The organism is Amycolatopsis lexingtonensis, from assembly GCF_014873755.1.
Taxonomy (GTDB): domain Bacteria; phylum Actinomycetota; class Actinomycetes; order Mycobacteriales; family Pseudonocardiaceae; genus Amycolatopsis; species Amycolatopsis lexingtonensis.
Genome location: NZ_JADBEG010000001.1, coordinates 4,533,803 through 4,546,780 on the forward strand (window position 1 = coordinate 4,533,803; position 12,978 = coordinate 4,546,780).

At 72.7% G+C, this 12,978-nt stretch carries 10 protein-coding genes; 7 read left to right on the forward strand and 3 right to left on the reverse strand.

Annotated elements, in window-relative coordinates; genetic code table 11:
* The first annotated feature begins 42 nt into the window (after positions 1–42).
* On the forward strand, positions 43–1,572 hold the full coding sequence (locus H4696_RS20100) for a twin-arginine translocation signal domain-containing protein (RefSeq protein ID WP_086857741.1): 1,530 nt from the start codon (positions 43–45) through the stop codon (positions 1,570–1,572).
* Entirely contained in the window at positions 1,566–2,627 is a 1,062-nt protein-coding gene (locus H4696_RS20105) for an alpha/beta hydrolase (protein WP_086857742.1), read from the forward strand. The genes H4696_RS20100 and H4696_RS20105 overlap by 7 nt, the downstream gene beginning before the upstream one ends.
* A gap of 4 nt (positions 2,628–2,631) precedes the next feature.
* On the opposite strand, the gene H4696_RS20110 is transcribed toward H4696_RS20105, so the two are convergent.
* Genes H4696_RS20110 through H4696_RS20120 form a run of 3 tightly spaced genes read right to left on the reverse strand, consistent with a single transcriptional unit; the run spans position 2,632 to position 5,947 of the window.
* Positions 2,632–3,756 (reverse strand): sensor histidine kinase, encoded by a 1,125-nt coding sequence (locus tag H4696_RS20110; RefSeq protein WP_086857743.1) that lies wholly within the window; start codon positions 3,754–3,756, stop codon positions 2,632–2,634.
* Positions 3,753–4,430, reverse strand: a complete 678-nt coding sequence (locus tag H4696_RS20115) for a response regulator transcription factor (protein WP_169734892.1) — start codon at positions 4,428–4,430, stop codon at positions 3,753–3,755. Before H4696_RS20115 ends, H4696_RS20110 begins: the two co-directional genes overlap by 4 nt.
* A gap of 35 nt (positions 4,431–4,465) precedes the next feature.
* Complete coding sequence (locus tag H4696_RS20120; RefSeq protein ID WP_225955748.1) at positions 4,466–5,947, reverse strand: PucR family transcriptional regulator; 1,482 nt, start codon at positions 5,945–5,947, stop codon at positions 4,466–4,468.
* Between the two features lie 118 nt (positions 5,948–6,065).
* Here H4696_RS20120 and H4696_RS20125 point away from each other — a divergent pair, with 118 nt between their 5' ends.
* Genes H4696_RS20125 through H4696_RS20145 form a run of 5 tightly spaced genes read left to right on the forward strand, consistent with a single transcriptional unit; the run spans position 6,066 to position 12,888 of the window.
* Positions 6,066–7,511, forward strand: coding sequence for a sodium:solute symporter family protein (locus H4696_RS20125; protein ID WP_086857745.1), 1,446 nt, complete (start codon positions 6,066–6,068; stop codon positions 7,509–7,511).
* Positions 7,504–8,448 carry an agmatinase gene (gene speB, locus H4696_RS20130; RefSeq protein ID WP_086857746.1) on the forward strand — a complete coding sequence of 315 codons (945 nt, stop codon included), beginning with the start codon at positions 7,504–7,506 and terminating at the stop codon, positions 8,446–8,448. Before H4696_RS20125 ends, speB begins: the two co-directional genes overlap by 8 nt.
* Positions 8,445–10,088, forward strand: coding sequence for a thiamine pyrophosphate-binding protein (locus tag H4696_RS20135; RefSeq protein ID WP_086857747.1), 1,644 nt, complete (start codon positions 8,445–8,447; stop codon positions 10,086–10,088). Before speB ends, H4696_RS20135 begins: the two co-directional genes overlap by 4 nt.
* Positions 10,085–11,443, forward strand: a complete 1,359-nt coding sequence (locus H4696_RS20140) for an aminobutyraldehyde dehydrogenase (RefSeq protein ID WP_086857748.1) — start codon at positions 10,085–10,087, stop codon at positions 11,441–11,443. Before H4696_RS20135 ends, H4696_RS20140 begins: the two co-directional genes overlap by 4 nt.
* Positions 11,440–12,888: a purine-cytosine permease family protein gene (locus H4696_RS20145; protein ID WP_086857749.1), complete on the forward strand. Its 1,449-nt coding sequence runs from the start codon at positions 11,440–11,442 to the stop codon at positions 12,886–12,888. The genes H4696_RS20140 and H4696_RS20145 overlap by 4 nt, the downstream gene beginning before the upstream one ends.
* The last annotated feature ends 90 nt before the right edge of the window (positions 12,889–12,978 follow it).

Here is a 12,978-nt window from a genome sequence, read left to right on the forward strand (position 1 = left end):
CCGGGACACCGCCCGTTCACCCCGGCGGCTTAGCGTCCCGCCGTGACCACCGACAGACGCCGGTTCCTCAAGGGTGCCGGGCTCGCGGCCGCCGCCGCGGGCGTGCCCCTCCCCGCTTCCGCAAGCCTCGACGTGAGCCGGTTGTGCGGCCGCTACCAGTGGCTGGTGGGCGACCACCACACGCACAGCCAGTACTCCTACGACGCGATGTACCGGATCGACCAGATCGCGGGCGGCGGGCGGGCGCACGGCGCCGACTGGATCGTCTTCACCGACCACGGCCACGCCGAGCACGAGAAGGTGTCGGTCGAGCCGACGGAAGCCGACTTCCTCGCCGCCCGGCGGAAGTACCCGGATCTGCTGCTGTGGCACGGCATGGAGTGGAACGTGCCGGGCGCCGAGCACGCGACCGTGTTCTTCCAGGCCGGCGATCAGCAGGCGGCGAAGCTGCGCGAATTCGAGCGGAGCTTCGACTGGCGGCTGACGAACTCCGAGGCGTCGAGCCCGGCGAACGAGGCGCTCGCGCTGCGGGCGTTGCGCTGGCTCGCCGACGAAGAACGCGCACGGCGGATCCACGCGCCGGTCGTGCTGATCAACCACCCCCTGCGCAACGGCCGCGTCGCCCCGCACGAGCTGCGCGCCTACCGCGACGCCGCCCCGCACATCGTGATCGGCATGGAAGGCGCGCCCGGCGCGCAGGCCGACGGCTTCCCGAAGCCGCTCGGCAACGGCGGCGCGCGCGGCGGGTACGCCAACAGCGCGGGCCCGAACTCGTGGCCGGGCTACCCCGCCGAGGCGTACCGGACGTTCGGCGGCTGGGACTGGTCGACGGCGAAGGTCGGCGGGCTCTGGGACTCGCTGCTCGCCGAGGGCAAGCCGTGGTGGATCACCACGAACTCCGATTCGCACTACAACCGCGGCGACACGCTGGTGCGCCCGCAGGTCCCGGACGGCTGGTACGACACGACCGGCAAGTTCCCCGACCCGGTCGACACCGGCACTCCGCAGCTGCTCGCGCCCTACGCGGACTTCTACCCGGGCGAATTCAGCCGGACGCACGTCGGCGTCACCCGGCGCAGCCTCGAAGGCGTGCTGGAAGGCCTGCGCGCGGGCCGGATCTGGCTGTCGCACGGCGGCCTGGTCCAGGCGCTCGAGGTCGGCGCGTACGGCGACGGTGCGGCGGCGACGCTCGGCGGCCGGCTGCGGGTGCGCCGCGGCTCGGACGTCACGCTGGTGGTCGCCGCGCGGCTGGCGTCCCAGCCGAACGGCGGCGGGGCGATCCCGCGGCTGGCCCGGCTGGACGTCGTCGCGGGCCCGGTCACCGGTCCGGTGACCGACCCGGACACGATGACGGCGCCGGGCACGCGGGTCGCGGAGTCGTTCGAACCGCGCTGGGCCCCCGGGCGGCAGGTGGTGTTCCGGCACACCTTCCGGAACGTGCGGGCGCCGTTCTACGCGCGGATCCGTGGCACGTCGGGCGACGGCGAGCCGACGCCGGACGTCATCGGGCAGGCAAACCCGTTCGAGGACTTGTGGATGTACGCGAACCCGATTTTCGTGGACGTGTGCTGAACGGAAGAGTGCTGCTCGTCCGGGCGGTGATGGCCGGGCTGCGCTGGCTGCTGGGCCTGCCCGCGCCGGTGCTGCGCGTGCTCGCGGGCCGTCCGGTGGTGGTGGACGGGCGGCAGCCGGTGCTTTCGGCCCAGGTGCTGATGCGGGTGTCGCGGTTCGCGCCGTTCGACGCGCCGCACCGGAACGGCAGCCTCGCGCGGGCCCGGGCCGAGCTGAACCTGGCGGGCGCGCTCGCGGGCGCGGGGATCTGCCCGGGCGTCCGGACGCGCGACTCGTCGTGGCCCGGGCCCGGCGGCCCGCTGCCGCTGCGGCACTACGAACCGGCCGGGCTCCCGGCGCCCGGCCCGGCGCTCGTGTACTTCCACGGCGGCGGGTTCGTGCTCGGCAGCCTGGACACGCACGAAGGCGCGTGCCGGCTGCTGGCCGAGGAGGCCGGCGTCCGGGTGGTGTCGATCGGCTACCGGCTGGCACCGGAACACCCGTTCCCCGCGGCGGCTTCGGACGCGGTGGCGGCGTTCGCCTACGTGCACTCGCGGGCGGCGGACTTCGACATCGACGCGGACCGGCTCGCCGTGGGCGGCGACAGCAGCGGCGGCAACCTGGCCGCGGTGGTGGCCCACGCGGGCGCCCGCGGCGAGCTGCCCCGCCCGGCGTTCAGCCTCCTGCTCACCCCGGCGACGGACGCGCTCGGCGGTTCGGCGTCGCACCGCCAGTTCGGCTCGGGCTTCCGGCTCGACCGCGACGAGTGGGCCTGGTACCGCGCGCAGTACCTGCGTGACCCCGCTTCCTACCGCGACCCGCGGGCGTCGGTGCTGTACGACGAGACCCTCGACGGCCTCCCGCCGACGTACGTGGCGACGTGCGGCTTCGACCTGCTGCGCGACGAAGGCGAGGCCTACGCGGCCCGGCTCGCCGCCGCCGGAGTCCCGCTGGTGCACCGGCGGCACGAAGGCCAGTTGCACGGCTTCGCGAACCGCGTCGGCATCGACCCGGACGCCCGCGCGGCCCTCCTCCACGCAGCCGGCGTCCTGCGTGCCGGTCTCGCCCTCGGCTGACCGCTCAGCGAACCGGCAGGTGGACCGTCACCGCCAGGCCGCCGCCCACGATCGGCTCCGCCGTCACGCTCCCGCCGTGTGCCTGGACCGCCGCCCGCACGATCGAGAGGCCCAGCCCGGCGCCGTGGCGGGCGGTGCGGGCGACGCCCGCGCGGCGGAACGGCTCGAACAGCTCCGCCACCGTCGCCGGGTCCACCAGGCCGCCCGAGGACCGGACCCGCAGCGTCGACCACCGCGGGCCGGACTGGGTCGTGACCTCCAGCCAGCCGCCCTCGACGTTGTGGCGGACCGCGTTCTCCAGCAGGTTGCCCGCGATCCGCTCCAGCAGCGCCGGGTCGCCGAACGCGGGCGACGGCACCACCGCGAACGTCGCCCGGATGCCGCGGTGCTCGGCCTCGCGGTGCACCGCGCGCCAGGCCCGGTCGACCACGACGGCCAGGTCGACCGGTTCGCGCACGCCGAGCCCGGCGCCGTCGGTGCGGGCCAGCAGCAGCAGCGAGTTCACCAGCTGCCCGGCGCGCTCGGTCGCGTCGCGGACCACCCCGCCCATCCGGCGCAGCTCGGCTTCGTCGGCGTCGTCGTCGCCGAGGGTGACGTCGAGTTCGGTGCGGATCACCGACAACGGCGTCCGCAGCTCGTGGCTCGCGTTCGCGACGAAGTGCCGCTGGGCGTCGAACGCGGCCTGGAGCCGGTCGAGCATGTCGTCGAACGTCTCCGCCAGCACGGCCAGCTCGTCGCGCGGGCGCACCTCGCCGATCCGCTCCCCCAGCGACTCGACCGACAGCCGCCGCGCGGTGCCGGTGATCTCGCGCAGCGGCAGCAGGACGCGGGAGGTGAACGTCCAGGCGAGGATCGCCGCGGCCGCCACCACGAACAGGAACGCGATCGACCCGAACAGCAGCATCCGGTTCCGGGCGTGCAGCCGCAGGGACTCGGCGAGCGTCGAGGCGTCGACCGTGACGCCGTCGACGACCACCGTGCTGCCCGGCGGCATCTGCGGCACGGCGTCGAGCGAATCCCGGACCAGCGTCCAGGCCAGCCAGAGCAGCAGCAGGCTGACGGCGGCGACCAGCACGGTCGCCAGCAGGGTGATCCGGGCGCGGAGGCTGCGGGTGCCCGGCAGGTTCACGCGCGTGGCGCGCCGGGCTCCGGCACCCGGTACCCGGAGCCGACGACGGTCTCGATGATCCCCGGCTCGCCGAGCTTCTTGCGCAGCGTCATGACGGTGACCCGGACGGTCGTGGTGAACGGGTCGGCGTTCTCGTCCCACACGCGTTCGAGCAGCTCTTCGCTGCTGACGACGGACCCGGCGGCCGACAGCAGCACCTCGAGGACGCCGAACTCCTTGCGCGTCAGCTCGACCGGCCCGCTCGCCCGCCGCACGGTCCGCTTGGCCGGGTCCAGCTCGACGTCGCCGGCGGTGAGCAGCGGCGGCGCGGCCGGCGTGGCGCGGCGGCCGAGCGCCCGGACGCGGGCGACCAGCTCGGGGAAGGCGAACGGCTTCGCGAGGTAGTCGTCGGCGCCGAGGGAAAGCCCGTCGACGCGATCGGACACCGAGCTGCTCGCGGTCAGCATCAGCACCCGGGTCAGCTCCCCGGACGCGACGATCTCGCGGCACAGCTCGTCCCCGGACATCCCGGGCAGGTCCCGGTCCAGCAACACGACGTCGTACCGCGTGACGGCGGCCTTCTCGTGCCCGTCGTCCCCGGTGAGCGCCACGTCCACCGCCATGCCTTCGCGGCGCAGGCCACGGGCGATCGCGTCGGCCAGGGGTTCTTCGTCCTCGACTACCAAAACTCGCACGAGCCCACAATCCCATATTTTCCTGAGAGTGCCCTTTAAGGACTGGGCGCGACCCAGCGCAGTGCGAACCACAACTGCATCCGGACCTCCGGATCCGCGAGATCAACGGCCAAGGCTTTCTCCACCTGCGCGATCCGGTGCCGGACGCTGTTGCGGTGCACGCCCAGCTCCACCGCCGTCGGTTCCCAGGCGCCGTGGTGGGCCAGCCACGTGCGCAGCGTCAGCACCAGCGCCCGGTCCCCGGCTTCGTCGAGCGAAACCAGCGGCGCCAGGGTCTTATCCGCGAAGCTCCGGGAAGCGTCCGGAGGCAGCAGAGCGTCGAAGTCCGGCGCACCGGTTTCCGCCACGACCGGGCGGCCCAGTGCCCGGGCCCGCGCCAGCAGCAGCTCCACCTCCGCCCCGGCCGAAGCCGCCCGGGAAGCGGGCACCGGCGAACCCACGGCCGCCAGCCAGCCGTGCTCGCGCAGGTCCTCCAGCACCGGCCGCGAGACGTCCCCGGCGACGGCCACGAACGCGGGCCCGGGCAGCACCGAGACCAACGGCGTGTCCAGCCGCGCGCGCAGCCAGTCCGGGCGCTGGGCCACCTCGTCCGGGCCGCGCCGGTGCGCCGCCCCGGCGACCAGCCGGACCACCTCCGACCCCAGCAGCGACCGGGCCACCGCCGCGGGGGACGTCCGGCCGAGCAGCAGGCCGGTCGCCGCCGCGCCGAGTTCGGCCGCGTCCGAGCCCGCGCGGCCGACCAGGCCGAGCAGGGCCGCGCCGACCGCGAGGATCGCCCGCTCGGCGCCGTCGAAGCGCCGGGGCCGCCCGACCACCACCAGGTGCGACGCCGTCGCCTGCGGGTACACCGGCTGGACCACCACGAACCCGCCGTCCACCTCGGTGGTCGCGCTGCGGATCCCGCTGCCCGCCCGCACGGTCGCCACCAGCTCGCGCACCTGCGGCGGCAGCGGTGCCGGCGCGTCGTGCGCCGAGGCCAGGACGTCCCCGGCGCCGACCAGCGCCACCCACGACCTCAGCTGCGCGGCCAGCGACGACGTCAGCTCGCCCAGCCCGCCGCCCGCCGCGCGGGTCAACGTCTCGCGGGCCGCGGTGATCCGCCGTTGCTCGCGCTGGCCGGCCTCGGTCAGGGCGACCGACACCGCCCGGTTGATCGCCAGGAACGGCGTCCGCGCCGGCACCACCAGCAGCGGCAGCCCGTACCGCGCGCACGCCCGGCGCAGCGGCTCCGGCAGCGTCTCGGACACCGTCGGGGTGAGCCCGAACCCCAGCGCCGTCACGCCGGCGTCGCGCAGCCCGCGCACGTACCGGTCGAGCCGCGCCGGCAGGTTGACCCCGGCGGTGAGGATCAGCTCGCCGCCCAGCAGGTAGGGCGCGGGATCCTGCAGCTCGCTGACGTGCGCCCAGCGCACCGGCGCGTCCAGCGCGCCCGGCCGCAGGGTCTCCGGGACGACGTGGAGCGCGAGCTCCCGGTTGCCGACCACGTCCCGTAACGGAACATTCACTTCGGTGGACATCGCATCCGTGATCGAGGTCATTTCATCCCCGCCGAGGTCGACATGGAGATGAATCCTCCCATGCCGCGGGGGTGGCGGGCGAACCTACGGTGACCCGAAACGACGTGAGGAGGACACCGTGACCGGCGACTACGCGGTGATCGCGCTGTACATCGCGGGCATGATCGGGGTCGGCTGGTACGGCCTGAAGCTCGCGAAGACGAAGTCCGACTACCTCGTCGCCGGGCGGCGGCTGGGCTGGTTCATGTACTCCGGCACGATGTCGGCCGTCGTCCTCGGCGGCGCGTCCACCGTCGGCGGCGTGAAGCTCGGCTACACCTACGGCATCTCCGGCATGTGGCTGGTCGTCAGCATCGGCGTCGGCATCCTCGTGCTGCACACGCTGTTCGCGCGCCGGCTGGTGAAGCTCAAGGTCTACACCGTGGGCGAGATGCTCGACCTGCGCTACGGCGGCCGCACCAGCGCGGTGTCCGGCGTGGTCATGTGGGGCTACACGCTGATGCTCACGGTCACCTCGACGCTGGCCTTCGCGACCATCTTCAAGGCGCTGTTCGAACTGCCGAACTGGGCCGGGATCGCGGTCGGCGGCTCGATCGTCGTCCTCTACTCGGTGCTCGGCGGCATGTGGTCGATCACGCTCACCGACATCGCCCAGTTCGTCATCAAGACCATCGGCATCCTGGCGATCCTGCTGCCGGTCGCGATCAGCTCGGCGGGCGGCTTCTCGGGCATGAGCGAGAAGCTCGACGCGAGCTTCTTCAGCTTCACCTCGATCGGCACCGACACGATCATCACCTACTTCGTCATCTACACCTTCGGCCTGCTCATCGGCCAGGACATCTGGCAGCGCGTCTTCACCGCCCGCACGCCCGGGATCGCGACGTCCGGCGGCATCACCTCCGGCGTCTACTGCCTCGTCTACGGCCTGGCCGGCGCCCTGATCGGCACCGCGGCGCACGCGCTGTACCCGGACCTCGCCAGCGCGCAGGACGCCTTCGCGACGATCGTCGAGCGCCTGCTCCCGACCGGCGTCCGCGGCCTGGTCCTGGCCGCCGCGCTGTCGGCGATGATGTCGACGGCCAGCGGCGCGCTGATCGCCTGTTCCACCACGACGACGTCGGACCTGCTGACCAAGCTGGGCCTCAAGAAGGGCGGCGAGGTCCGCCGCAACCGGATCGCCACGCTCGTGCTCGGGCTGCTCGCGATCGGCATCGCGATGGTCGTCGACGACGTCGTCAACGCGCTCACCATCGCCTACGACATCCTGGTCGGCGGCCTGCTGGTGGCGATCGTCGGCGCGCTGTTCTGGCGGCGCGGCACCCGCCAGGGTGCGTACGCGTCGATGGTGGCCGGCACGGTGTCGGTGGTCGCGTTCATGATCATCGACGGCGTCGACGCCAACACCCCGATCTACTGGGGACTCGGCGCGAGCCTGGTCGTCTACCTCGCGGTCAGCTTCGCCACGCCCCGCACGTCCGACTCGATCCTTTCCGTCTGGACCCGCCGCCTGAGCGGCCGGGAAACCACCACCGAGACCCGGGAACAGGAGCCCACCAGTGCCTAACATCGGACCCCTCGACTCGTCGCGCGTCCCCCGGTTCGCCGGCTTCGCGACCTTCGCGCGGCTGCCGCGGATCGACCAGGTCGAGCGCGCCGACGTCGCCGTCGTCGGGGTGCCCTTCGACTCCGGCGTGTCCTACCGGCCCGGCGCGCGCTTCGGCCCGGCCGCCGTCCGTGAGGCGAGCCGGCTGCTGCGGCCGTACCACCCGGAGCTGGACGTCTCGCCGTTCGCCGAGAAGCAGGTCGTCGACGCGGGTGACATCGCGATCAACCCGTTCAACATCGGCGAGGCCATCGAAACGCTGCAGCAGGAAGCCGAAGCGCTGCAAGCGGACGGGACGCGGCTGGTGACCGTCGGCGGCGACCACACCATCGCGCTGCCACTGCTGCGCGCCGTGGCCAAGAAGCACGGACCTGTTGCGCTGCTGCACTTCGACGCGCACCTGGACACCTGGGACACCTACTTCGGCGAGCCGTACACCCACGGCACCCCGTTCCGGCGGGCGTCCGAGGAAGGGATCCTCGACACGAGCGCGCTGTCGCACGTCGGCACGCGCGGGCCGTTGTACGGCAAGCGCGACCTGGAAGAGGACCGCCGCCTCGGCTTCGGCATCGTCACCTCCGGCGATGTCATGCGCCGCGGGGTCGCCGAGACGGTCGACGCGCTGCGGCAGCGGATCGGCGACCGGCCGCTGTACGTCTCGGTCGACATCGACGTGCTCGACCCGGCCCACGCGCCCGGCACCGGCACGCCGGAGGCGGGCGGGATGACCAGCCGCGAGCTGCTGGAAATCCTGCGCGGGTTGCGTGACCTCAACCTGGTCGGCGCGGACGTCGTCGAGCTGGCCCCGGCCTACGACCACGCCGAGATCACCGCCATCGCGGCCTCCCACGTCGCCTACGACCTGGTGAGCCTGCTGTCGCTGGGGAAGGGCGAATGACACGCATCGGCGGGGACGTCGTCGTCGAAACGCTGCGGGCGCTGGGCGCCGACACGGTGTTCGGCCTGCCCGGCCAGCACGCGCTGGGCCTGTTCGAGGCGCTGCGGCGCGCCGACGACGTGCGCGTGATCAGCGGGCGCGTCGAGAACAACCTCGCCTTCGCGGCCGACGGGTTCGCCCGCGCGCGGCTCGCGGAGAACCCGGACGGGCCGGTGCCGGTGACGCCGCTGATCGTGTCGACCGGTCCGGGCGCGCTGCTGACGTTGGCTTCCCTGCAGGAATCCCGCGCGGCTTCGGTGCCGGTGCTCGGGATTTCCAGCCAGGTCCCGGTCGCCGGGCTCGGCGGCGGGCGGCACGGCTACCTGCACGAACTGCCCGACCAGCAGGCGAGCTTCCGCGACGTCGTGAAGTCGGTGCACGTCGTGCGGCGGGCGAGCCAGATCCCGACGGCGTTGCGTGAGGCGTGGACGTCGGCGGCGACCGCGCCCTACGGCCCGGTGTGGGTCGAGATCCCCCAGGACGTGCTGCTCGGCCCGGCCGGGATCCCGCCGATCACGTCGGTTTCCGCCATTCCCCCGGTGCTGGAACCCCTTCCGGAACTGGTCACCGCGGCGGCGGAGCTGCTGGGCGCGGCGGCGAACCCGGTGATCCTCGCCGGGGGCGGCGCGCTGCGGTCCGGCGCTTCTGCCGAGCTGACGGCGTTGGCCGAGGCGTTGCGGGCGCCGGTGATCTCGACGTTCGGCGGCAAGGGCGTCTTCGGCTGGGACCACGAGCTGTCCGGGCAGTCGTGGATGGAGGACTGGCACACCACGGAATTCCTCGCTTCCGCGGATGTCCTGCTTGTGCTCGGCTCCGGACTGGGCGAGCTGTCCAGCAACTACCGCGAGTTCGCCCCGCGCGGCCGGGTGATCCAGGTCGAGGCCGACCTCGGCAAGCTGGAGTCGAACTACCCCGGCCTCGGCATCCACGCCGACGTGCGGCTCACGCTGCAGGCGCTGCTGGAGTGGGTGCCGATGCGGGCGTCCGACGGCCGGGCCGAGAAGGCGGTCTCTTCCCTGTTGTCCGCGGTCGAGTCGCGGCTGTCCGGCCAGGACCTCGCGGTCGAACGGAAGCTGATCGACGACATCCGCGCGGCGCTGCCCGAGGGCACGCAGACGTTCTGGGACATGACGATCGCCGCGTACTGGGCGTGGTCGGCGTGGAACCCCGAGGGCGCGCCCATCCACACCGCGCAGGGCGCAGGCGGCCTGGGTTACGGCCTGCCGGGCGCGCTCGGCGGCGCGGCGGCCGGGCGCCCGACACTCGCGGTGTCCGGCGACGGCGGCGCGATGTACGGCCTCGCCGAGCTGGCCACGGCGGTGCAGCACGGCCTCGACGTCACGTGGCTGATCGTCGACGACGGCGGGTACGGCGTGCTGCGCGAGTACCTCACGGACGCGTTCGGTCAGACCACGGCCACCGAGCTGGCCCGGCCCGACTTCGTCGCCTTGGCCTCTTCGTTCGGCGTGCCCGCGCGGTTGTCTTCTTTGGACACGGTGGGCGCGGACCTCGCCGAGGCGCTGCGCACGCCCGGGCCGTCCGTCGTCGTCCTCCCCGCGTTGCTGAAGCTGTTCGCGCCGACCCACCTGGAGAAGGCATGACCCGCACGCTCGACCTGACCGACCCCGCGACCGGCGAAGTGTTCGGCACCAGTCCCGTCGCGTCGCAGTCCGATGTGGACAACGCGATGGCTGCCGCCGCGCAAGCGTTTGCGGTCTGGCGGCGCAGCACCCCGGCACAGCGGCAGCTGGCCTTGCTGAAGATCGCCGACGCCGTGGAAGCGCGGGCTTCGGAGTTCGCCGACCTGGAGGTGCGCGAGACCGGCAAGATCCGGTCCGTCGTGCTCGACGAAGAGATCCCGGAGTGCGTGAGCGCGCTGCGGTTCTTCGCCGGGGCCGCGCGGCACCTGGAAGGCACCGCGGCCGGGGAGTACGCGCCGGGCCACACGTCGGTGATCCGCCGCGAGCCGATCGGGGTCTGCGCGCAGATCGCGCCGTGGAACTACCCCCTGATGATGGCGGTCTGGAAGATCGCGCCGGCACTGGCCGCGGGCAACACCGTGGTGCTCAAGCCCGCCGAAACGACGCCGTCGACGGCCGTGCTGCTGGCCCAGGTGGCGGCCGAGTTCCTGCCGTCCGGGGCGTTCACCGTGCTGACCGGCGACCGCGACACGGGCCGCGCCCTGGTCAAGCACCCGACCACCGCCCTGGTGTCGATCACCGGCTCGACCCGAGCGGGCATCGACGTCGCCACCGTGGCGGCCGCCGACCTCAAGCGCACCCACCTGGAGCTGGGCGGCAACGCACCCCTGCTGGTCTTCCCGGACGTCGACCTCGCCGCGACGGCGGAAGGGATCGTGGGCGCCGCGTTCTACAACGCGGGCCAGGACTGCACGGCGGGCAGCCGGGTCCTCGTCCACGAGTCCATCCACGACGACTTCGTCGCCGCGCTGGCGAAGACCGCCGCTTCGCAAACTCCGGGCGTCGACTACGGGCCGCTGAACAGCGCGGCGCAGTTCTCGCGCGTCGAGGACCTGATCTCGCACTTGCCGTCGCACGCGCGGATCGAGACCGGCGGCACGCGGTTCGGTGCGCAGGGCTTCTACTTCTCCCCCACGGTGATCTCCGGGCTCCGCCAGGACGACGAGATCGTCCAGGAGGAGATCTTCGGCCCGGTCATCACCGTCCAGTCCTTTTCGGACGAAGCTTCGGGTGTTGAGTTGGCCAACGGCGTCCCGTATGGACTGGCGTCGTCGGTGTGGACGAACGACCTCGGCGTCGCCGCACGGGTGTCGGCCGAGCTGGACTTCGGCTGCGTGTGGGTCAACACGCACGGCCCGCTGGTCGCCGAGATGCCGCACGGCGGGTTCGGCCACTCCGGCCACGGCAAGGACCTCTCGGCGTACGCCTTCGCCGAGTACACCCGCGTCAAGCACGTGATGACGAGGTTCGCATGAGCGACAAGATCACCGAGGTCGAGCAGCACGGCATCGCGCCGATCCCGCCGGAGGAGCAGACGTCACGCCCGCGCGACCTGTTCCGGATGGCGTTCGGCGGCGCGAACACTTTCGCGACGATCATCCTGGGCACGCTCCCGATCGCGTACGGCCTGAGCTTCCGCGACGCGGCACTGGCGACGGCACTCGGCGTGGTCGTCGGCGGCCTGGTCCTGGCACCGATGGCGTTGTTCGGACCGCGCACCCGGACCAACAACGCGGTGTCGTCGGGCGCGCACTTCGGCGTGGTCGGCCGGTGTGTGGGCTCGTTCCTGTCCCTGCTGACGGCGATCACGTTCTTCGCGATCTCGGTCTGGGTCAGCGGCGACGCCGTGGCCGGCGCGGCGCAGCGGCTCTTCGGCTTCGACGGCGGCGCGGTGCTGCGCGGCGTCGCGTACGGCGTGATCGCGATCGCGACGCTGGTGGTCTGCATCTACGGCTACCGGTTCATGCTGCTGGTCAACCGGATCGCGGTCGTCCTCGGCACGCTGATCATGCTGCTGGGGATCGTGGCGTACGGCGGCTCGTTCGACCCGGGTTACGCCGGGACGGGAACGTACGCGCTGGGCACGTTCTGGCCGACGTTCACCCTGGCGGCGTTGACGGCGCTGGCCAACCCGATCTCGTTCGGCGCGTTCCTCGGCGACTGGGCGCGGTACATCCCCGCCCGGTACAGCAAGCGCTCTCTCCTGACGGCGCCGTTCCTGGCCCAGGTGGCGACGCTGCTCCCGTTCGGCTTCGGCATCGCGACGGCGACGCTGGTCGCGGACCCGGCCGACTACATCACCGGCCTGACGGCGATTTCCCCGCTGTGGTACGCGATCCCGCTGATCGTGGTCGCACTGATCGGCGGCCTGTCGACGGGCACGACGTCGCTCTACGGGACGGGCCTGGACTTCAGCTCGATCTTCCCGCGGCTGTCGCGGGTGCAGGCGACGCTGCTGATCGGGACGCTGAGCGTGGCGTTCATCTTCGTCGGCAATTTCGTGCTGGACATGGTGTCGAGCATCAACGCGTTCGCGACGCTGATCGTGCTGTGCACTTCGCCGTGGATGGTGATCATGATGATCGGCTTCGTCCAGCGCCGCGGCTTCTACGACGTGGCGGACCTGCAGGTGTTCAACGAGGGCCGTCGAGGTGGCCGCTACTGGTTCGCCCGCGGGGTGAACTGGCGCGCGATGGCGGCGTGGATCCCGGCGACGACACTGGGGCTGCTGTGCGCGAACACACCGATGATCGCGGGCCCGTTGCGCGACGTGGCGGGCGGGGTGGACATCAGCCTGCTGGTGACGTTGCTGACCGCGGCGGTGGCGTACCCGGTGCTGGTGAAGCTGTTCCCGGAACCCCCGGAAGTCTTCGCCTCGGCCCCGATCCCGGTCACCATCGCGCTTCCCGCCGAAGCCTGACCACCCCACCCGTGGGGCGCCCCCGTTTTCCACTCTACCGGCGGGCACCGACAGTTCCGGAACGCGAAAGCACGCCTGGCGACGCCCTGA

Excerpts from the sequence above, each read along its gene's own strand:
- H4696_RS20120 (WP_225955748.1), bottom strand. The coding sequence starts at position 5,947 with ATGTCCACCGAAGTGAATGTTCCGTTACGGGACGTGGTCGGCAACCGG.
- H4696_RS20140 (WP_086857748.1), top strand. The coding sequence starts at position 10,085 with ATGACCCGCACGCTCGACCTGACCGACCCCGCGACCGGCGAAGTGTTC.
- H4696_RS20135 (WP_086857747.1), top strand. The coding sequence starts at position 8,445 with ATGACACGCATCGGCGGGGACGTCGTCGTCGAAACGCTGCGGGCGCTG.
- H4696_RS20145 (WP_086857749.1), top strand. The coding sequence starts at position 11,440 with ATGAGCGACAAGATCACCGAGGTCGAGCAGCACGGCATCGCGCCGATC.